At 57.1% G+C, this 20,499-nt stretch carries 17 protein-coding genes; 6 read left to right on the plus strand and 11 right to left on the minus strand.

What is annotated here, in order from left to right; translation table 11 throughout:
• Positions 1 to 378: 378 nt before the first annotated feature.
• On the minus strand, positions 379 to 2,622 hold the full coding sequence (katG, locus tag VGK48_07820) for a catalase/peroxidase HPI (protein HEY2381075.1): 2,244 nt from the start codon (positions 2,620 to 2,622) through the stop codon (positions 379 to 381).
• 104 nt (positions 2,623 to 2,726) lie between these two features.
• Here katG and VGK48_07825 point away from each other — a divergent pair, with 104 nt between their 5' ends.
• The 3 genes from VGK48_07825 (at position 2,727) to VGK48_07835 (ending at position 6,526) form a co-directional block, all read left to right on the plus strand.
• Entirely contained in the window at positions 2,727 to 3,689 is a 963-nt protein-coding gene (locus VGK48_07825) for a LysR substrate-binding domain-containing protein (protein ID HEY2381076.1), read from the plus strand.
• Positions 3,690 to 3,852: 163 nt separating this feature from the next.
• On the plus strand, positions 3,853 to 4,644 hold the full coding sequence (locus VGK48_07830; GenBank protein HEY2381077.1) for a DUF1223 domain-containing protein: 792 nt from the start codon (positions 3,853 to 3,855) through the stop codon (positions 4,642 to 4,644).
• 100 nt (positions 4,645 to 4,744) lie between these two features.
• Positions 4,745 to 6,526, plus strand: coding sequence for an adenosylcobalamin-dependent ribonucleoside-diphosphate reductase (locus VGK48_07835; GenBank protein HEY2381078.1), 1,782 nt, complete (start codon positions 4,745 to 4,747; stop codon positions 6,524 to 6,526).
• Here the strand turns inward: VGK48_07835 and VGK48_07840 are convergent, their stop codons facing one another.
• The 5 genes from VGK48_07840 to VGK48_07860 form a co-directional block, all read right to left on the minus strand.
• Entirely contained in the window at positions 6,527 to 6,994 is a 468-nt protein-coding gene (locus VGK48_07840) for an NUDIX hydrolase (GenBank protein HEY2381079.1), read from the minus strand.
• A gap of 19 nt (positions 6,995 to 7,013) precedes the next feature.
• Entirely contained in the window at positions 7,014 to 8,237 is a 1,224-nt protein-coding gene (locus tag VGK48_07845; GenBank protein ID HEY2381080.1) for a radical SAM protein, read from the minus strand.
• Between the two features lie 4 nt (positions 8,238 to 8,241).
• Entirely contained in the window at positions 8,242 to 9,369 is a 1,128-nt protein-coding gene (locus tag VGK48_07850) for a radical SAM protein (GenBank protein HEY2381081.1), read from the minus strand.
• Between the two features lies 1 nt (position 9,370).
• Complete coding sequence (locus tag VGK48_07855) at positions 9,371 to 10,843, minus strand: radical SAM protein (GenBank protein HEY2381082.1); 1,473 nt, start codon at positions 10,841 to 10,843, stop codon at positions 9,371 to 9,373.
• A gap of 127 nt (positions 10,844 to 10,970) precedes the next feature.
• Complete coding sequence (locus tag VGK48_07860) at positions 10,971 to 11,612, minus strand: nitroreductase family protein (GenBank protein ID HEY2381083.1); 642 nt, start codon at positions 11,610 to 11,612, stop codon at positions 10,971 to 10,973.
• A gap of 92 nt (positions 11,613 to 11,704) precedes the next feature.
• On the opposite strand from VGK48_07860, the gene VGK48_07865 reads away from it, so the two are divergent.
• Positions 11,705 to 11,902, plus strand: a complete 198-nt coding sequence (locus tag VGK48_07865; protein ID HEY2381084.1) for a hypothetical protein — start codon at positions 11,705 to 11,707, stop codon at positions 11,900 to 11,902.
• Between the two features lie 96 nt (positions 11,903 to 11,998).
• Positions 11,999 to 13,222, plus strand: coding sequence for an AMP-binding protein (locus VGK48_07870; GenBank protein ID HEY2381085.1), 1,224 nt, complete (start codon positions 11,999 to 12,001; stop codon positions 13,220 to 13,222).
• 37 nt (positions 13,223 to 13,259) lie between these two features.
• On the opposite strand, the gene VGK48_07875 is transcribed toward VGK48_07870, so the two are convergent.
• The 5 genes from VGK48_07875 to VGK48_07895 form a co-directional block, all read right to left on the minus strand.
• A complete protein-coding gene (locus VGK48_07875) occupies positions 13,260 to 14,345 on the minus strand; it encodes a DegT/DnrJ/EryC1/StrS family aminotransferase (protein HEY2381086.1) in 1,086 nt (361 codons plus the stop codon).
• Between the two features lie 73 nt (positions 14,346 to 14,418).
• Positions 14,419 to 15,015: a pentapeptide repeat-containing protein gene (locus tag VGK48_07880; protein HEY2381087.1), complete on the minus strand. Its 597-nt coding sequence runs from the start codon at positions 15,013 to 15,015 to the stop codon at positions 14,419 to 14,421.
• 10 nt (positions 15,016 to 15,025) lie between these two features.
• Positions 15,026 to 15,574, minus strand: a complete 549-nt coding sequence (locus tag VGK48_07885; GenBank protein ID HEY2381088.1) for a hypothetical protein — start codon at positions 15,572 to 15,574, stop codon at positions 15,026 to 15,028.
• 137 nt (positions 15,575 to 15,711) lie between these two features.
• On the minus strand, positions 15,712 to 18,273 hold the full coding sequence (locus tag VGK48_07890; protein HEY2381089.1) for an ABC transporter permease: 2,562 nt from the start codon (positions 18,271 to 18,273) through the stop codon (positions 15,712 to 15,714).
• A gap of 120 nt (positions 18,274 to 18,393) precedes the next feature.
• Positions 18,394 to 19,791: a DUF3500 domain-containing protein gene (locus tag VGK48_07895; protein HEY2381090.1), complete on the minus strand. Its 1,398-nt coding sequence runs from the start codon at positions 19,789 to 19,791 to the stop codon at positions 18,394 to 18,396.
• A 113-nt stretch (positions 19,792 to 19,904) separates the two neighbouring features.
• On the opposite strand from VGK48_07895, the gene VGK48_07900 reads away from it, so the two are divergent.
• Positions 19,905 to 20,150, plus strand: coding sequence for a hypothetical protein (locus VGK48_07900; protein ID HEY2381091.1), 246 nt, complete (start codon positions 19,905 to 19,907; stop codon positions 20,148 to 20,150).
• The last annotated feature ends 349 nt before the right edge of the window (positions 20,151 to 20,499 follow it).

Raw genomic sequence — 20,499 nt, forward strand, 5'->3', positions numbered from 1 at the left:
TGGGATACCCGTCCTGTCTACACAAGCTGTGTATCCTATCCCTCGTCACCCAGTCCGTTCGCCGTTTGATTGCGACTAATGCGAGATTATCGAACAGTTTTATCGGGAGAGCATCGAAGCCGTAGATCGTGATGCGTTACACTCTGCTTTACCCCGCGCGATAAGCCAAAGAGTTTTAAAGTCTCTGCCTTACCTCGCGCGGCAAGCCAGAGAGTTTCAAAGTCTCTGCCTTACCCCGCGCGGTAAGCCAAAGAGTTTTAAAGTCTCTGCTTTAGCTCGCGCGGTAAGCCGAAGAGTTTTAAAGTCTCTGCTTTACCTCGCGCGGTAAGCCAGAGAGTTTTAAAGTCTCTGCCTTACCTTGTGAACTCCTCCTTTCGATTACATCAAGTCAAAACGGTCCAGGTTCATGACTTTGGTCCAGGCATTCACGAAATCGTGGACGAACTTTTCCTTGCCGTCTTCCGCAGCGTAGATCTCAGCAATGGCGCGAAGCTCCGAGTGGGAACCAAAGATCAAATCCACCGGCGTCGCCGTCCATTTGACCTGGCCCGTCTTGCGATCGAGTCCCTCGTAGATGCCTTCGGATTTCTCCGATTTTTGCCACCTCGTGGACATGTCGAGAAGGTTGACGAAGAAGTCGTTGCTCAGAGTCCCCGGCTTTTGGGTGAACACACCATGCGAAGATCCCTCCGCATTTGCGTTCAGGACTCTCATGCCACCGACGAGGGCGGTCATTTCCGGTACCGTCAAGGTCAGCAGGTTAGCCCGCTCGACGAGCATCTGCAGCGGCGGCAGATAATTGCCGGAACCGTAGTAGTTACGAAAGGCATCCGCCTTCGGCTCCAGCACCGCAAACGACGCGACGTCCGTCTGCTCCTGGCTGGCATCCGTCCGGCCGGGCTTGAACGGAACTTTCAGCGTATAGCCTGCGGACTTTGCGGCTTCTTCCAGGGCGGCGGTTCCGCCCAGAACGATCATGTCGGCAAGAGAGATTGTGACGCCATTCCTTTGAGCCTTGTTGAAATCGGTCTGAATGGCTTCCAGCTTCTGCAGAGCTTTCCCGAGCTCCGCCGGGTTGTTCACCGCCCAGTCCTTTTCAGGCGCAAGACGAATGCGTGCGCCATTGGGTCCGCCGCGTTTATCGGTGCCGCGGAAGGACGCGGCTGACGCCCATGCCGTTCGAACCAGCTCCGGAATCGTCAGGCCGGAGCTCAGAATCCTTCTCTTCAATGCCAGGATGTCCGCGTCCCCGACCAGTTTGTGATTCACTGCGGGGATCGGATCCTGCCAGATCAGTTCCTCTTTAGGAACCTCCGGGCCCAGATAGCGGGCGCGGGGCCCCATATCGCGATGGGTCAGCTTGAACCACGCTTTGGCAAAGGCCACCTCGAACGACTGCGGATCATCCAGGAAATGTCTGGTGATCTTGCCGTATTCCGGGTCGACTCTCAGAGCGAGGTCCGTTGTAAACATCATCGGCGCGTGACGGACATTGGGATCATGCGCATCCGGTACTGTCCCCACGCCACCGCCATCCTTCGGCGTCCATTGTGTTGCTCCGGCAGGACTCTTGGTCTGCACCCAGTCATATTGGTAAAGATTCGACAGGTATTGCATGGAAAAATGAGTCGGAGTCGAGGTCCAGGCGCCCTCCAGTCCGCTGGTGACGGTATTTTTACCGTTTCCAGTTCCACACTTGTTGTCCCAGCCGAGTCCCTGTTGTTCCAGAGGCGCTCCGGCAGGAGCGGCTCCCACACAAGTGGATGGATCAGCGGCCCCGTGCGCTTTACCGAACGAGTGCCCGCCCGCAATCAGGGCGACGGTTTCTTCGTCGCTCATGGCCATGCGCCCAAACGCCTCCCGGATGTCTTTGGCAGACTTCAGCGGATCCGGATTCCCGCCCGGGCCCTCAGGATTCACGTAAATGAGGCCCATTTGGACCGCGCCCATCGGATCCTGAAGATTCCCATCCTGGTGTCTTTCATCCGCCAGCCACTTCTTTTCCGGACCCCAATAGACGAGGTCGGCTTCCCATTGGTCCTGACGGCCGCCGGCGAAGCCAAAGGTCTTAAAGCCCATCGATTCCAAAGCCACATTGCCGCTCAGCACCATCAGGTCGGCCCAGGAGATGCGGCTGCCATACTTCTGCTTGACCGGCCAAAGCAGGCGCCGGGCCTTGTCCAGGTTCGCATTGTCGGGCCAGCTATTGAGGGGTTCAAACCGCTGCTGTCCGCCACCCGCGCCGCCGCGGCCGTCGGTAACCCGGTAGGTTCCGGCGCTGTGCCAGGCCATCCGAATAAAAAATGGTGCGTAGGTGCCGTAATCCGCAGGCCACCAATCCTGCGAGTTCGTCAACACCGCCGCTATATCCTTTTTCACGGCGTTCAGATCGAGTTTCTTGAACTCCCTGGCATACTGAAAACCTTTCCCCATCGGATCCGATTCACTCGAATGCTGGCGAAGTTGTGATAGATCGACCCTTTTGGGCCACCAGAATTCATTGGAGGGACCCCCTTTCTTAGCCACCTCCTGCTCTGCTCCACGAAGTCCTGCCGGATGTCCAACGATCGCCGATACCGTTACCGCGGCCAGCGCCGCACATTTGAAGTTTCCACTTAACACGATGGTTTCTCCTTTCGCTTCGTAGTTTTGGCGATCTGAATGGAAAAGTAAAATTGATAGTTTGAATCTATGATTGATTTAAACTATCGGAGAGGAGTGCCGCCATGCCCAGCCTGGCTCAGTTGGAATATATTGTTGCAGTTGCGGATCTCAAACACTTCGGGAAAGCTGCCGAAGCCTGTCATATTTCGCAGCCCACCTTGAGTCAGCAGATCCGAAAAGTAGAAGAGGATCTGGACATCGTCATTTTTGATCGTGTCAAGAAACCAATCGTCCTCACTGAGGACGGCGAAGCCATACTGCAGCAAGCGCGCCGCATTCTCCGCGAACACAGACGTCTGCAGGAAATTGCCCGGCAGAAGTCAGACGAAATTTCCGGCGAGTTCCGGCTTGGTGTTATTCCGACGGTGGCCAACACGCTCGTGCCGCATTTTGTCAAACGTTTCGCTGAACAATATCCCAAAGTCACGTTACTGATCGACGAGCTAAAAACCAGCTCGATCTTGCAGGAACTCAGCGAAGATCGGCTCGATGCCGGCGTGATGGCGACCCCGCTGTCGGTTGCCGGTCTGCTGGAAGAGCCGCTGTACTATGAGACTTTCAATGTCTATGCGGCCACCGATCATCGATTGTTAAAGGGGAAAACCTGCCGCATCGATGATCTGGATTTATCGGATATGTGGCTGCTGCAGGATGGACATTGTTTTAAAGATCAAGTCATGCAACTTTGCTCGCTGGGGGAATCCAAAACCCCAACGACACTGCCCAGAATTCAATTTCAGGGCGGGAATCTCGATACCCTCCTCCGCCTCGTCCGCCAGGGAACCGGATATACACTCCTGCCGGCATTTATGATCGACCAGATGCCGGTCGACGAAGTCAAAACGCATGTCCGCGAGTTTCAGAGGCCCTTCCCTGCCCGCGAGATCAGCCTGGTCAGCCGAAGGGCTCATTGGCGTAGAAAAACCATTATCGCGCTGAGAGAATCCATACTCGCAAATCCACCCCAATGCCTGTACATGAAGCGCCGACCGGAACTCAGGGTTCTGGATGTCTGTTTGAGGTGATCAGAAGGGATGCTATAGCCGTCCGCCGCCACGGATATTCACGCAGCGGTCTTCAAATAATTTTTCTGACAACCGGAATATTTGGGCTGTGTGTGGGCATATATTGAAGGAGGGCAATTCAGGCCCTGGCTTCACCGAGCCTTACTTTGATGAGGGGTTCACCATGAGTCGTTATCCGCTTTGGCTATTGATCATCTTTACGCTGGCGCTCGCGGCCGGCCGGTACACCGGGAAACCGGCAGGTGCGGCCGCGCCTTTGACACGAACGCCGGTATTGGTCGAACTGTTCACGTCGGAAGGCTGTTCGGATTGTCCGCCCGCCGATCAAGTCCTTGCTCAACTGGCTGAACGCAACCTCGCAGATGGAGCCGAAGTCATCGCGATGAGCGAACATGTGGATTATTGGAATCGATTGGGTTGGTCCGATCCGTTCTCAGACGCTCAGTTTTCGGCCAGACAGAATGAATACGCTCAAGCGTTCGGACACCGGGACATCTACACTCCACAAATGGTGGTCGATGGCCAAAGCGAATTTGTCGGTAGCAACCAGGCCCAGGCAATCCAGGCTATAACGCGTGCGGGGCAGAGGCCGAAAGGATCTGTTGCGCTCACACAGATAGGCCGCGACAAGGACACGGTGAAAGTTCAGGTCAGCGTTTCTCAATTATCGCAAAGCGCGTCGGCCGACGTATTTCTCGCACTCACAGAAAATAATCTCTACTCCAACGTTGAGCGTGGTGAAAATCGCGGACGGAAGCTCGCGCACACCGCGGTGGTTCGCAAACTCACTCCGATCGGCAGGATCAGTGGAGGTGGCTCTTTTACAGGCACATCTCTTGTCCGCGTCGCTCGCCAATGGAAGAGCAAGGACCTCCGAGCTGTCGCCTTCGTGCAGGAGAAAGCGAATCGCCACATTCTGGCGGTGTCCAGCATTGCGATCGAAACACAGGAGTAAACGTAAAGTCAGAACGATTTTTACGCAATTGAAGAATTCGTTCTGATCAAATAAGATTTGAGCTCGCGTTTCCTCTTCTCAAAGCTTCAGGAGATTTCCCATGCGCCAGATTGAGCAGCCGCGAATCCTCGATGAACGCTACAATCCCAGCATCACCGACAATTCGATGTACATCCTCCGCTTCAGATATCTGCTCAAGAGAGAGGATGGAACCCTCGAAACACCTGTCGAAATGTTCCGGCGTGTGGCATGGAATATCGCGGAGGCCGAGCGCATCTTCGCCCCGGACATAAGTCCTGAGGCCGTACTGGCATACGCCGAATCGTTTTTCACCATAATGACCGATTTCCGGTTTTTGCCTAACGCTCCGGCTCTCCTTGGCGCGGGCGGGCCGCTACAGCAGCTCGCGGCCTGTTATGTCCTTCCCATTGAAGATTCGATCGAATCCATTTTCGAAACGCTGCGAATGGCTGCAATCGTTCACAGCAGAGGCAGCGGGACGGGATTTAACCTCTCCGCTTTGAGGCCACGCGGGACACCGATCGCGACGGGCGGCGTTTCGACGGGACCGGTCTCGTTTATGCGGATCTTCGACATGGAAACGGAGATCATCAAGCAAGGGGGAACGGGCTGGGGCGCAAACATGGGGATGCTTCGCTGCGACCATCCCGACATTCAGGAATTCGTCACCGCGAAATCAACCGGCGCCGGGCTGCAGAATTTCAACATCTCCGTGGGAGTGACCGACGAATTCATGAGGCTGAGCCGTACGGGCGGTACGTTTGCCTTAGTGGACCCGCAGTCGGGACGCAAAGCGGGCACGGTGAATCCGCGGGAGTTGCTGGACCGGATTGCGCTCGAGGCATGGAAAACCGGCGACCCCGGACTGCTGTTCCTGGATCGGATCGAACGGGACAATCCGACTCCTCAGCTCGGCCGCATCGAGGTGACAAACCCATGTGGCGAGGCCCCGCTTCTACCGTACGAAGGATGCTGGCTCGGCGGAATCAATGTTGCCGCTCATCTCGACTCGAGGAAGCGCGCGGTGGACTGGGAATCGCTCCGTCAAACATGTTCGATTGCGTGCCGGATGATGGACAACGCTTTGGAGGTGAGCAGTTATCCGCTTCCCCAACTGAAGGAAGCGACACAGCGGACCAGAAAGCTGGGAATCGGTGTTATGGGCTTTGCGGACATGCTCGTTCAGATGAACATTCCGTACGGTTCTCCGGAAAGCGAAAGTCTGGCACGGGATTTGATGTCCTTCATACAGGAGTCTCTCGAGGAGACTTCCGTGATGCTGGGCCGGGAACGCGGCGTCTTCCCGGCCTATCCGGACAGCAGGTTGGCGGCGGAGGGAGCAAAAGGACGCCGGAACGCGACGGTTACAGCGAACGCTCCCAACTCCACCATTGCTGCGATAGCCGGATGTTCGTCGGGCATCGAACCTATATTTTCCATCGCTTATTCCAAACAACTGCGCAACGGAGACACGCTGAATGAGATTCATCCGGAATTCTTACGCATGGCGCGGAGCCTGGGATTCTACTCCGAGCGGCTGGTCGATCGAGTACTGAACGAGGGTTCCATTCAGAGCATCTCCGAAGTGCCTCAGGCGGTGAAGGACGTGTTCCTGACAGCGCACGACATTTCGGCCGGCGGCCACATCAGGATCCAAAGCGCTTTTCAGGACCACATCGAGTTAGCCGTAGCGAAGACAATCAACCTGGCGAATCATGCAAGGCCGGAAGACGTAAAGAGTGCGTTCCTGTTGGCCGGTGAATCCGGGTGCAAGGGGATCACGTGTTTTCGCGACGGATGCCGTGATCGCGCATTTCTGGATCCCGGTCATAAGACTGCGAGGTCGGGCTTGTCTTGCTGATCAGCTCAGGTTCTGCCACTGGAATTTCCAGAACCCGCGCTCCCCGTTCACTTGAAAATCCCTGGCCGTGTGGACTGCCTTCTGCACCAGCTCTTTTTGAAAAGGGCACTGGATGTCGATCGAATGCGCCTGGTCGGCTTTAACCCACTGAAACGTGTATTCGCTCATATCACTTGCCGGTGAAATGACGCCTTCCTCATATTTCAAGAGGCAAAAAACGCTCAGGATGTTGCCCAGCCGTGGATATGCAAAAATGTGCGCATCCAGAACGTCGATGAGCCTGTAGCGAATCGGGCCCAGTTCTTCCTGAATTTCCCTCGCAATGCATTCCGGAATCGTTTCATTGGCCTCAAGCTGTCCACCCATGACGCGCCAGGCCGTACCATCGCGTGAGAAAAACAGGAATCTGTCCTCATCGTCGACGATGAAACACGATACGGCTACTGGAAAAGCTGGTTCAGGGTTCATGAAATAACCAGGTCGATCTCTAGTGTGGGCGGCCGATCCAGGTGCAAAGGTAGTCCATATGGACCAGCCTTTGTTCCGTGCACAGCTCAGGCTTCTGAGGGAAGGTTTCGCGCGGCCGAATATCTTTGGGGCAATAGGGATCCCGGGCAAGCATGGTTTTCTTTCCCACAGTGTGAAGATGGTGCAGGTAAGAGCGCGCAGCGCATCCGCCACCGCAGCGATCCAGTAAAGGGCAGTCTGCGCATCCATCGACCGCCTGTGGGTTCTGATTACGTTGGCGGAAGACGCGGAATTGCGGACTCGTAATGATCTCCGACAAGTCGCGCCGAATCAGATCGAACTCGGACTTGTAGTCGTGTAAATACACGCACGGGCTCACGTGAATGCTGCCGGACGGCGTAATCGAGTGAATCCGGAAAGAGGTGCGGCCGCATGGACACCGTTTTGCATTGGCATAACTCGTTACGGCTGCAATCGGCGGTTCTCCCAGATCGACGGGCCGGCAAAGCTCGAGCAGGCGTGCAAAACCTGCGTAATACATTCCCGCGGGCAGGGCGCTGTCCATGTGCTCCGGTTGCACGGGCTTGACCGGGTTGATACGAACGTTTCCGTCGTACTTCTTCGCCAGAGCAACGAGCGCTTCGATGTGGCGCAGGTCAAAATTCCATTTCATGCCACACATGATGAGGCTATGCGGAAGATTGTGGCGCTGGCAGATCTCCAGCGCTTCAATGGCCTCGTGGTAAATAGGGGCGCCGCGATTCGTGTTGTGTTCCTCTTCAAACGGCGAATCGAACGAGACATCGAGGTCGTTCAGCAAGTCGAATGCGCGGCGATGGAAGCGGTACAAATACAGCAGCGTGATACCGCTCGTCGTCAAACCAACGATGATGCCGGCATCCACGAGCTTCTCGATGATGTACGGCAACAGCGTGTTTTTCGGGTTTGCCCCGTTCGTAAACAGGGGCTCGTTGCCTCCGAGATTCACGGTTTCGACGCCGTTGATCCGCAACTGATCTACGATTCGATCGACCATCGCCACCGACATGTCCTTGCCCTTCTCGCGGGCATTCATGCTGTAGCAATGTTTGCAGCGGTACGGGCAGTCGTTTCCGAGGGTCCACCCGATATTCCGGATCGTCGGCTCAGCTTCCGGCAACGAGCCAAACTCGCCGGTCGGTCCGGTGTTGCCCTGGTAGTGTTCAAGCGGGTCGTATTCGACTGTGCGTTGCGGTCTGCTCATGGCTTCAGCTTCCGATCGTGGCGAGCGTTTTCACACGCGGCAGCCGCTCGATTCGACTCTCGGACTCAACGACCGAAATATCGGCATCGTGCATCCTGTCATGGACCCTCTCCGGATACTTTTCCGCGTACGCCTGACATAACGGATAGGGTGAGAACCAATTGTCGGCATGCGACCAGGCATAAGCCCGGCAGGACCCCCTGCAGCTTTCCCAGTAGACGCATTTGCCGCAAACACCCTGGAAATCCCGCTGTGTGACCTCTCGCATACCCTGGAAGTACTCACTATTGCGCCAGATCTCCGAGAGCGATTGCTGGTGCAGGTTTCCGGCCGTAAATCGCGTATGCGTGAACGTGATCGGAGCGCATGTGGTCACATCCCCATTGGGCATGACCTCGCAGCGGCGAATTCCCCAGCCGCAGGTTTCGCCGGCATGGCCGGTAATCAACGGAGGAAGTTCAATTTCGAGATTCAGACCGAGAGAGTTCAGATAATCGTGAACCCGCAGCACCGTATCGAGATCGAAATTCTCCAGGGACACGCCGTTACCAAGCACGCTGTGGTCGAAGAAAATGCGCTGCGGAATACCATATTCGCGCGCTAACTCCAGCAACTCATCCAGGTGATCGATGTTGATGCCCGTCAGGGAACTCTGGACACGTACGTCCACTCCATTCCGGTGCAGATGAATGACGAGATCGCGGATGGCCTGATGTTCCTCGCTCGAGATGCCTCGTTGGGCCGCCAGGTCATAACTGACGTACAGATTGATCAAATCGCGATGATCGATCATAAGCCGTACGATTTCATCGTCGTGGCGCCGCAGGAGGACCGCGTTGGTTTCGAGTTTGGTTTTTATTCCGCTCTTCACACAGTGCATCAGCATGTCGGGAAGGCCTCGATGCAATGTGGGCTCGCCCCCGGTGAACGTGACCTTCTGCAAGCCGAGAGGCACGGCTTCATCGATGGCACGGCATACCAGACCGGGGTCCAGAACGTCGGATCGCACGAACCAGTCTGAGGCATAGCAGTGCGCACAATTGAGATTACATTTTGCGACGAGCCGGATATGAAGGTCCGTCATCGCAGGACAGGCTTGCGGCGAGGTTGGCAGCGGCGGCTCCGAATACATGTTATTCACCGTGCCTCGAAACACCTTTTAGCGGAAGCGATTCATTGTTCGGATCGATGTTGCCGAACAATGCCTCGCGGTCCGTCGCGGTAGGAAACAATACGGTGGGCGTGTCCGGACCAGACGTTCGCTGGCAGACCTTAAACAGGTCTGCCAGCATCCATGCCAACAGGAGTCGAGTCTGATCGCAGTTTTCTTCGTCGAGTGCGTCAAGATTTCCGTGGAGCTGGAAAGCATTAAACGGACAACCGCCGCCGCATACTCCGAGTGCGGGACAATTCTGGCAATCCATCTTCAGGACCGGAGCGCGGCGGTTCCACGATTCGTCATCATTGCCTGCGATGTCGAGTTGCACGAGATCCCGCGCGGCTGCCCCTTTGGAATACGCGATGTATTCGCAATGACCTTCCATGCCCCACGGGGTCGCAGTCACCTTTCCGCCGCACGCCATGCAGTCTTTCAGTTTCGGCCGCATCGACACGAACGGCCTCATTCGGCGCGCAACCTGATCGACGTAGACTCCTTTCTCACGACAGGCTATGTATGTCTCGACCAGTGCGCTGATCACGCGATCTGCTTCAGCCTGGAACGGGTTCTTCTGACGCTTCAAGGGATGGAACACTCCGGCGATGCCTATCTCGTCGGGCTTCAACTCGTCAATCAGCCATCGAACAGACTGCGCCAGTGAGTCGACATTGTGCCGTCCGACCATGATGGAGATGCCCATTCTGCAGCCGGCGTCCTGAAGTTTGCGATATCCCCTGATGGTCCGCTGTGTCGACGGGTTGTAGTTAAGGTCCACGCGCCCGAGATCGTTGACTTCAGCCGGCCCATCCATGCTGACGATGGCGTACACGTTATAGCGAGCGCAAGTGGCTGCGATCTCGTCGGTGATCAGGGATCCGTTCGTGAAGGTCGTGATGTTGATGTCCTGATCGCCTCGTTCGTCGCGAATATACTTCAGGACATCCTGAATGATGTCCGCGGCCATAAAGGGCTCGCCGCCAAAGAAGACGAAGTCCCGGCTGCGCGGTGACGCAGCTGCCGACATCCGGTAGAAGGCGTTTACCAGTTCGCGAGCCTGGCCGGTCGTCATCTTCTGATAGTTCGTCGTCTCGGGGAACTCCTGGATAAACTCGCAGTACTTGCAGCGATAATTGCACGCCATCGCCGGAATGAAATAGACCGTAGTAATGCCTTCTGAAACGGCCCTGGCCTGCAGGCCATTGATCAACTCCGTTGCCCCGTGCCAGCCGGACCGCAGATCCAGGCCGAGTTCGTGCAGTCTTTCGGCTTCCGCCGGCGTCACGCAGTCATAGCTGCAGATGTCCATGGCATCTTCTGGAACATCCTGGATAAATGCTGCATTCAGATTGAGAGAGTTGTACAGGGCGACAACCGATCCGCTCCTGTAGGCATGAACGTAACCGTTGCTCGTGGCGTGCTTGAATGCAAGAGACTGGACTGCTGCCATGACATTAACTCCTGCCGGCTCGGCTGAGTTGCGCTCGAGCCGCGATGTTCTTGCTCGAAAATAAGTGAGTTTGTGATTAGAGAGTTTTATACATGCTGTTTCAGGCGCGTGTCAACGTTTCACTTTTTCAGTCTTTCGAATACGCCGCACCCCAGCGGTCCAGATACACAACATCTTTGAGGGGCCGGCGTTGTACGGGGCCGAAACTGCCCATCGGATAGCCGATCGGAATGATCGCGTATGAGCGCGCGCCGGGAGGAATTTCCAATATCGCATCGACTTCGGCGCTGTACAGCGTGTGACGGGTCGTCAATACGGCTCCCAATCCAAGCGCGCGGGCCGCTATGAGGATGTTCTGAACCGCTGGATATATGGATGCTCCGGACCAGATCGTTTCCGGATGATCCAGGCGGTCGAGACACGCCACAATCCAGACAGGCGCCTCGTGGAAGTGGTCCGTGAGATATTCAACCGCGCTGAACTGCCGATCGTATTGCTGTCGCGTGACGCCGGCGGGTAGAGGGTCTTCCTTGTACTGCGGCGCGATATATTCATCCAGCGCTTTTTTGTAGTAGTGCTGCACACGCTGTTTGATCGATCGGTCTTTGACGATCACAAAACGCCACTTCTGGCGATTGCCGGCGTTTGGCGCAGCGATAGCGGCGCGGAGTATCTTATGGATCAGGTCGTCGGAAATCGCGTCCGGTTTCAAACGGCGCATCGCCCGCATCGTCCCCATGACGTTTAAAACATCACTCTCAATGTCCATCGGTCCTCTCAAACCTGGGAAACAGCCTTTGTTTGACAGTCTCTAATCTTGAGGTGTAAAAAGACAATATATTTCACTTTACAGGAGTGCTTATGGCAAACGTGTATAGGACAGCCGATGAGATGATCGCTGCGGTGTCTAAAGAAACGGGCGTGAAACCCGAGGATGTCCGTAACGTCATCCGGGGGACCTTCGAGAGCACGAAAGCCTACATCCTGCGCGAGGCCCTGGAAATCGAAGCACAGCAGGCACGGCTGACCGAAAAGATCATCGGCAGCATCCAGCTCTAAAGAGATCGGGAGGCTTCCATCCTCAGTTTCGGTTCCATAGAGCGCGATGCCTCTAACCTTTCGGACATTCATCGCGCCTTCGGACTTCATACGCTGTTGGATCGCGTCCCGGGAGCCCTGGCTGAATATCAAAGCCGGCGCCTCGCTTCGTTCCTGATTCAGGTTCCCGCTAAGAGTCCGCTCACAGAACGTCGTATGGAATTCGGCAGCATTCCCCTGCTGGAAAAATCGGAACTGCAGCAGAGGAGCCTCCATTTCATCTCCTCGGGCGCCGACCCGGAAGCTCACTTCAGAGTGCAGACGACAGGATCGACGGGTGTCCCTCTCGAGATCTGGTTCGATCGCCGTTATTTCGTCAGCTTCTACGCGTACTTCCTGTACTTTTTGCATCGCCATAAACTACGTCCGCGACCGTTTACTGTCAGCTTGATGAGCCTGTCTGTGAGTCCGAAGGCATCTTATGACCAGGATAACTACTGGTTTATTCAGCCGGCTCTCAACTTCAGCTTCTTCCAGCGCGTCAATCTGCGATCTGGCGCCTGGACTTCGCCTGCTGCCGTGGTGGAATTTATCGCCTCGAAAGATCCCATGACGATCCGGGCCTTCCCCAGCACCCTGGAGGTTTTCGCGGACTACGTTGAAGAATATCCATCATCCCGAGCAATCCGTCCGCCAACCATAATCAGCGATGGGGAGACGCTATTGCCTGCAGTTCGTGAGAGATTGGAACGTGTTTTTCAGGCGGCGGTCGTTGACGAATATGGACTGAGTGAAGCGGGCGGCGCCGTCGCGTTGGAATGTCGCGAGCGTTGCGGGTTCCACGTCAACGTGCTGGATTATTATGTCGAAATTGTCGATGCCGATGGCAGGCCTGTGCCGGATGGGATTGAAGGCGAGGTTGCGATTACAAACCTGTATCATTGCCTTGTTCCCATCGTTCGCTACAGCACAGGCGACTATGCAACGATGACATCCGAACCCTGCCGCTGCGGGGCACTGTCTCCAAGGATAACGAAGCTGAGCGGACGCCAGCTTAGCCGTTTCAAACTCTCGAATGGCGAGAGCTATAGCCCTTTCGAGATGTACCGCGAGTATCTGTTGAGCCTTCCAGTCCGCAGATTCCAGATGGTGCAGGAGAACATGGAGACATTTACGCTGTCTTTCATCGGCGACCCTGCCGTGATCGAATCCCCATTGATTCAGGGCCTTCGTTCAAAAGTACGTCTGCTGCATTCCGATGCAGCAGTTCTGCGGCTTCAGCGCGTCCAGGATCTGCCGGCCGGACGGAAATTCCAGGTTTTTGTCACGCTTCCGGATTGATCGAATTAAGCTCGCGCCAATTTGCGTCAATTTGTTTTCAATCTGTATCGGCATCGAATGCGTTCAGCGACTCGACGATGTAGTCCAGGTGGTCACGGGACAATCCAGGATGCACCGGTACGGTTGTAATGGTCCTCAGTAGCCGGTCCGCCCTTTGGCATGACCGTTCCAGATTCCGCAAGATAGGATACCGGTAGACTGGTTGGACGTTGTACCTCAAGACATCGGACGGTATTTCTTTGCGGCCCATATAGTCCAGCAGACGGCGGTTATCTTTTCGAACTTTGAGGATGAGATGGTAGTAATTCGGAATACCGCCTTCAACCACGGGCAGGGGAAACAAGTTCGGATTTTGCAGCGATTCACAGATGAACCGGGCATTTCGTGTTCTTTGGGCGAGGTTCTCCGCCAGCTTTCCCAGCCGGTGCAATCCGACGGCGGCAAGAACGCTGCCGAGCTTGAAATTCACGCCGAAGTCTTCTCCGTTCAACCAGCCGAAACGGCTATAACTGACCGCTTTCTCGAAATAGTCCTCGCGCGGCGTCAGCAGGAAACCGCCTTCACCGGTCGAGAGAACCTTAATGTTATGCGTGCTGAAACAGGCGATATCACAATATTCGGAAAGGTGTTTGCCTTCGAAAAGCGATCCGTGAGCGTGGGCCAGATCCAACACGAGAGGAATTTGCCGGTTGCGTGCAAAGTTCTGAAGCTGGCGCAGGGGCGTTGGGTATCCCCACATCGGGACTCCGATAATCGCCTTTGTCTTGGGCCCGATTTGGCCATCAGCATCGTCTAAATCCAGGCCGAAATTGTTTTCCTGTATGTCGCACAACCGGATCCGGGCCCCCGTCATTTGTATCGGAAACACCGTACACATCGGACACGTCGCCGGCAGAAGCACTTCATCGCCTTCTGAGATCCCCAGAGTTTTCAACGCGACGGTCAGTGCGGCCGCGCCCGATGACAGCCCAACCGCGAACGGCGAATGGAAGCAGGTTCGGAGCGCCATCTCATACTCGGTAACCAGCGAGCCTTTTCCTGAAAGGTCGCCGCTGGCCAGCGCGCGTTGAAGCACCAGGAGTTCTCCGTCTTCGGCTGGATAATAGATATTCGGGATGTGCATCACGACGGCCGCATGTTTCTTATGCGAACAAGATAACGTCGTCAGCAGTCGTAGCCAAGTCTTCTTTCGGGCACTAATGCCGAAGGTCGCGGAGGTGGGCGATGACGCTTTCCGGAACACCCGAGCCTTTAAGGAAGGAATCAGGAATCTCGCCCTGGGACAGGCAGAAAGTGTCCAGGCCTATAGTGGACTGGTCGGCATGGTTGACCTCCTCAAGGCCGACGACCCTCCGCAGATCAACATTCGCGAAGATGGTCCGGCCGGCCTCGGCGTTCCGCAAATCTGCGCCTGCCAGGTTCGCTCCGTAGAGGTTGGCGCCACGAAGCCGCGCGCCACGAAGATTTGCCTCGCGCAGGTCGGCTGACGCCAGATGCGTTCCTCCCAGATCCGCCTGACTCAGATTCGCATTCCTCAGATTCGCGTTGCCCAGGTGAGCGCGGAACAGTCTGGCTCCGCTCAAATTTGCGCCGATCAATTGAATCCGATCCAGAAACGAACCATAAAGGTGAGCCTCAGCCATGTCGGCGCCGGCAAGATTTGCTTCGCGCAGGTCGATTCCGACAAGCACGGCGCCCCGCAGATCCACGGTTATTCCGGGGCTTTGGCTTATCCACTCATTCCATGCCACGGCGCCCTGTTGCAGGATACTCAGGATCTTCTGGTCAGCCATGATCCGCCTCCTAAACCACAGATCCCTGGTCTATGCTCAATTGATAGCTTAGGCCCCGGGCATATGCCTTCATCTCGTTTTGAACGGCATTCTGGCGGATGACCTTGGCAAGCTCCACGTCGGGATCATCCAGCATCTGAGCGATTTCCGCAGTAACATTTTGCAGCGCCTGATTCGTGCGGTTCAGTTCCGATTGAAGCTTGGCCGTTACGTCGGTCCGTTTGAGGGTCTCCAACTCTTTGAGAAGCTGCGCCCGCTCTCTTTCGAAGTCAGACTGAGTCTGCTGCAGCCGATCCTGAAATTGTTGCCGAACACCGTCAATCGCCGAGCGAAAGTTCGCATCTGCCTCTTTCCGCATTCTTTCGGTGACTTCCCGGCTGATGGTCTCGCGCATTTCGATCATGGCTTCCTTCATTCGCGCAACATAGTTACCTGAGGCTATCCGGCTCAGGTCGCGAGCCAGTTCGTCCAAAGGCGCCCGAAACGAGGCGGGAAAGCTGCCGTCATCGTCGGCCGGTATGCTGTTTTTCACCGTTGTTGTTTCACCCGAAGGATTCATGTTCCCGCACCTCTCGTTATTAGACGGTAGGAGTGTACCGCAACCCTGATTCTGATACGACTCCGGCAGGGGAAGAAGCCTGCGTCAGGGCCGTGCATTCCGGGTGGTCACGACGAGGCCGGCAGCCATTTCGTGCGCTATTCGTAGCGCAGCGCTTCGAGTGGGTCGGTATTGGCGGCACGCCGGGCTGGCAGGAACCCCGCCACGAGTGCGACCGCCGTCAGGATCACTGCTGCGGCGGCCAATGCTACCGGGTCGCCCGGCGCGATGCCAAATAGTTGCGATGCAACCCAGCGCGCCGCCAGCATGCTGGCCGGGATTCCGACCGCGATTCCGATTGCGACCATAAGAAACACTTCGCCCAGGATCATCCTCAGCACGCTGCCCGGGACCGCTCCCAGCGCCATGCGTACGCCAATTTCACTCGTGCGCCGCGCCACGCCGTACGACATCACGCCATAGAGTCCAATGGCCGCCAGCAGCAGCGCCAACAGGCCAAAAAAGCTGGAGAGTTTGGCGAGGACTTCGCGCGGCGCCAGCGACCTGTCCACCAGCGACCTCATGGTGTTCATCGCCGGCGTGGTGAGGTTGGGATCGACGCTGCGGATCGCCTGCATGATCTCAGGTTCGATCACGTCTGGCGGGCCCGCAAAGCGAACCTCAAAACGCGCTTCCTCGGGTGCGTCGGCCGGCAGGCTGTCTTCCATCAAAATGTAAAAACGAGGCGGCGATTTCTCCTCCAGACTGTTGTACTTCACGTCGCGCGCCACGCCGACGATGGTCATCGTCGCGCCTTTGTCGTCGGGATAGAGGTCGGTAAAGTGGCGTCCGATGGGGTTTCGGTCGCCAAGGAACTTTTTCACAAAAGCCTGGTTCACCACGGCCTGACGCAGCGCGCCGGGCGCGCCGGAGCTGGCGTGTTCGATGTCGTGGCCCAGAATGAGAGGAATACCAACCGTCGAGAAATACCCTGGCCCGATCTCGTCGTAACGCGAATTCGCCAGCGCGCCGTTGGGCTCTGTATATCCCTCGACCGAGATGTCGGTGGCGTCTTCGTAATGGTTAAAGAGGCCGTCTTCCGAGTAGCTCAGCCGCGCTACGCCGGGAATCGACGCCACGCGGTCGTAGACTCTTCGAAACAACGGGATGGCCCGCTGCCAGTCGTAACCCGCGCTTCCTGCATTTACCCCGAACAGAGTCAGGCCGCCGGCTTCGTATCCGAGGTTCACCTCCGCGAGCTTTTGCAGGCTGCGGACAAAAAGCGCCGCACTCGAGATCAACGCCACCGATAGCGCCACTTGCGCGACGATCAGCAGCGTGCCCAGCGGGACGCCGCGGCGGAATATGTTCCAGTTGGCGCGGATTCCGGTTGAGGTAGCGCCGCGGGTGCGCAGCTGCGATCCGGCGGTGAGATCGCGCGACGTGGCGCGCAGCGCCGGCGCCAGACCGATCAGAAGTCCGGCGACAAGGCACAGAGCGAAACTGAAAGCCAGAACGCGCAGGTCGGGTGTGATATCGAGCCATACCGGATTGCCGCCTTCGATGACAAGGCCCATTAACAGCTGCTCGCCCCAGCGAGCCAGCATCCAGCCGGCGGCGCCGCCCAGGAATGCAAGCAGCACGGTTTCGGTCAGCAACTGGCGGACGATGCGGCCGCGGCCGGCGCCCAATGCCAGTCGCACGCCGATTTCGCGCTGCCGCGAGGCGGCGCGTGCGATTAACAGACTCGCCAGGTTGGCGATCGCAATGAGCAACACCAAGCCGACCAGCGCAAACAGTACATAAAGGGCGTCGCGATACTGGCTAAGCCGGGTAGCCACAACTCCGCTGCTCAGCTTGAGAGACTGGGTAGCGAGATCCCGCTTTTCCTTGGGATCGCCGGTTTGATTGACCTGGTTCTGCACCAGACGCTCAAAGACCAGATCGACGTTGGCCTGTGCCTGGGCCAGATGAACTCCCGGCTGTAACCGTCCGATCGAAGCCAGCCACATGTAACGGGTCACCCCCGGCGGATCGTGCAACAGATCCGTGCCCGGCTCGACCTCCGCCTGCATGCTGATCGGGAACCACATGTCGGGCGCATCGCCGACGGTTTCACCAAAGAAGCCAGGCTGCGTCACACCGACAACCGTGAACGCATGGCCGTGTAACAGCAAAGTCCGGCCGATGACGGAGGGTTCCAGGCCGAATCGTTTTTGCCAATAGCCGTAGCTCAACACCGCTTCGGGATGAGCGTTCAACGGCAGATCCTCCTCAGAGGTGTACAGGCGTCCACGGCTGGCATCCACGCCCAGAATCTGAAAGTAATTTCCCGTGACCAGCTTGGTGTGCACGGTTTCGCGCCCACCACCGTCCCAGCTCACTTCTTCGCGCTCCGAGCCGCCGCTCTCTACTGCCATCAGGCCCGAAAACGCAGTGGTCTGGTCGCGTAGCGCCAGGTATTCCGAATAAGCCAGCAGCGAACGCAAACCGGAATCCGTCCCGTTACCCAGGCCCCCCGCTGAGGGTTTGGTCAGAAACACAAGACCCTGTGGATCCTTCACCGGCAGGCTGCGCAACAGCACCGCGTTGACCAGCGAAAAGATTGCAGTATTGGCGCCGATGCCCAGCGCCAGTGTCAGGATCGCCACGGCGGTGAAGCCGGGCGCGCGGCGCATCATGCGGAGGGCGTAATGAAGGTCGCGGAGCAAGGTGATCATAGGTCTTCACGTAGGCATTCGGAGGTCCACATCCCTGACCGGTAAGTCGTTTAGACACGGAGCGGGACAAGCGGTTCGTGTCCGTTGGCGAAACCGCCTGTCCGAAATCGGACGTTGGTGCTAATTGAGGTCGGATGCTGACATGAAGCCATGCCTGCGCAGGTAGGCGACGGTAAGGTCTCGCAGCATGGGCCCGGCTCGCCGGGTTTCGATTCGGCCCAGCTTCTCTTTGCTGTCGCTTGCGATGTATGCAGTTGTGGCGACAGTGAAGGTTTTCCTGTCGTCGAGCGCGATGCGCTGTTCGCGCAGTACAGCCTGAAGCGGCGCGCTTAGATTCGAGCCGCGGACTTCGACCACTTCCACACTCTCCTGCCAGCTTTCGAGACTATATATGTCGCCAGAGCGAATGAGGCCTGGGCGCAGCCGGCCGGCCACGCTGCGTTCGTCATAGTAAGCGAGGTCCGACCCCGTCTCACGTCGCAGAGCCGTTTCAAAGAGCGCCTTCACACCCGCCCGGTCCAACCACGTGGGATTCGTCCCAAGCGGCTCACCGACGGAGAGCGGCGCATCTCCATCCATGGCGACATTCAGGAAAGCATGAACGTGCGGATATCCGCGAAAGTAGAAGACCGCCGCGGGACCTTCCAGACGAAAGACCTGGGCTTCGGGAATGTTGCCGTCCTGGCCGTGTTGGTAGTAACTCAAAAAGAGCGCATCGAGACCCCCGTTGGCGGCGAGACACTCGCGAGCATACGCCACATCGCCGGGTTCGTAGGTACTCATGATCCGCTCGACCAGCTCGTGGGCCACGGTTTTGCTCTCCTCAGTAAGTTCGGCCACGGGAATTCCCTGAAATGAGCCGTGCCGTCCCTGGAGTTCGATCTGGGTCTGGACTGGAGCCTCCTCCAGAACCGCATGCTTCCTTCGGCCGTCATCGAGACTGCGTAAGAGCCGCTGTCCGATCAAAAACTGGTCGCGATATACATTCCCCGGCAATCCAACCCGCTCATTTCCGCGCTGATCGCCATAAACCTGCGGCCCACCGAAAGCTGCGCCTTCGGCGCTCCTGCCTCCAAGACGCAGATTCAGGTGCGTTCCGGTAAGGATAATTTGATACGGCGGCGAGGCCGGGTCGCCACAAATCAGGACACGCATCCCGTTTACGCCAATCCACCGCGTGACGTCTTCCTGGGGCAGGCGGCTGCGCCCTTCCACTGACAGTCCCGCGTACATCAGGTCGGTCAGAATCCCGCGCTGTTCTCGACTGAAACCGGACAAGACTTCGCGGCCTCCACCCCAGACTCCGCGGTTGTGATATTGCCGCAAGGGATGGTCATAGCTCACAGACGCGTCGGCACGTTGGGCAGCATCGAGTCCCATGTACAGACGCCGCGCAAGGACATCCGCCGGTTCAATCACGCGGCTCGGCCCCGGCGGCAAAACCCAATAACCACCGAAGAGTCCCGTGCCGGTTAGGACCCCAAGTCCGCCAGCTTTAATTGCGGTACGGCGATTCATGCTGGGATTTTACCAGTTCGATTTCGGAATTCCGCGGAATTCAGGCCATCCTGGATAATTTGGGACCGAAGCACAATCCTACCCGGGTATGACCATCAGGTTATGATGGAGTTATGAAAGTGGACAAGATCAGTATTTCTCTTGAGCCGGCCCTCAGCGATGAAGTCCGCGCCGCAGCCATGAAAGCCGGAATTGGAGTTTCAACATGGCTAGCGGAAGCCGCTGCCGCTAAACTCCGGGCGGAAGCATTGGCAGACTTCCTTGACGTTTGGCAAAAAGAACATGGCCCGATTACGCCGCAGGAATTGAGCCGTGCGGAATCGGAACTCGGCCTCAAAAAAGCGAGACGCATCCATTGAGCGCGTTGGTGCTGGACGCAGGGGCGCTCATTGCCGTAGATCGCAATGACCGGTCTATGATCGCGAGGCTGCAAGCCGCGCACCGCCACGGGTTTGGATTACGAACGACCGCAATCGTACTCGCCCAGGTTTGGCGTGATTCAGGCGGCCGCCAGATAGAACTTGCGCGATTACTCCGCGCCGTCGATGTACGCCCGGTTGACGAGCGCCTGGGTCGCGAATCAGGGATTCTCCTCGGCCTTGCAAAAACGAGCGATCCCACAGACGCGACAATCGTCCTTACAGCCTCAAATGGTGATCGCATTCTCACCAGTGATCCCCGGGATCTGAAAAGGCTTACGTCAGCAGC

Source organism: Terriglobia bacterium, assembly GCA_036496425.1.
GTDB lineage: Bacteria > Acidobacteriota > Terriglobia > 20CM-2-55-15 > 20CM-2-55-15 > 20CM-2-55-15.

Coding starts and splice junctions, on each gene's coding strand:
- VGK48_07825 (HEY2381076.1), top strand. CDS start 2,727: ATGCCCAGCCTGGCTCAGTTGGAATATATTGTTGCAGTTGCGGATCTC.
- VGK48_07830 (HEY2381077.1), top strand. CDS start 3,853: ATGAGTCGTTATCCGCTTTGGCTATTGATCATCTTTACGCTGGCGCTC.
- VGK48_07835 (HEY2381078.1), top strand. CDS start 4,745: ATGCGCCAGATTGAGCAGCCGCGAATCCTCGATGAACGCTACAATCCC.
- VGK48_07840 (HEY2381079.1), bottom strand. CDS start 6,994: ATGAACCCTGAACCAGCTTTTCCAGTAGCCGTATCGTGTTTCATCGTC.
- VGK48_07845 (HEY2381080.1), bottom strand. CDS start 8,237: ATGAGCAGACCGCAACGCACAGTCGAATACGACCCGCTTGAACACTAC.
- VGK48_07850 (HEY2381081.1), bottom strand. CDS start 9,369: ATGTATTCGGAGCCGCCGCTGCCAACCTCGCCGCAAGCCTGTCCTGCG.
- VGK48_07855 (HEY2381082.1), bottom strand. CDS start 10,843: ATGGCAGCAGTCCAGTCTCTTGCATTCAAGCACGCCACGAGCAACGGT.
- VGK48_07860 (HEY2381083.1), bottom strand. CDS start 11,612: ATGGACATTGAGAGTGATGTTTTAAACGTCATGGGGACGATGCGGGCG.
- VGK48_07865 (HEY2381084.1), top strand. CDS start 11,705: ATGGCAAACGTGTATAGGACAGCCGATGAGATGATCGCTGCGGTGTCT.
- VGK48_07875 (HEY2381086.1), bottom strand. CDS start 14,345: ATGCACATCCCGAATATCTATTATCCAGCCGAAGACGGAGAACTCCTG.
- VGK48_07880 (HEY2381087.1), bottom strand. CDS start 15,015: ATGGCTGACCAGAAGATCCTGAGTATCCTGCAACAGGGCGCCGTGGCA.
- VGK48_07885 (HEY2381088.1), bottom strand. CDS start 15,574: ATGAATCCTTCGGGTGAAACAACAACGGTGAAAAACAGCATACCGGCC.
- VGK48_07890 (HEY2381089.1), bottom strand. CDS start 18,273: ATGATCACCTTGCTCCGCGACCTTCATTACGCCCTCCGCATGATGCGC.
- VGK48_07895 (HEY2381090.1), bottom strand. CDS start 19,791: ATGAATCGCCGTACCGCAATTAAAGCTGGCGGACTTGGGGTCCTAACC.
- VGK48_07900 (HEY2381091.1), top strand. CDS start 19,905: ATGAAAGTGGACAAGATCAGTATTTCTCTTGAGCCGGCCCTCAGCGAT.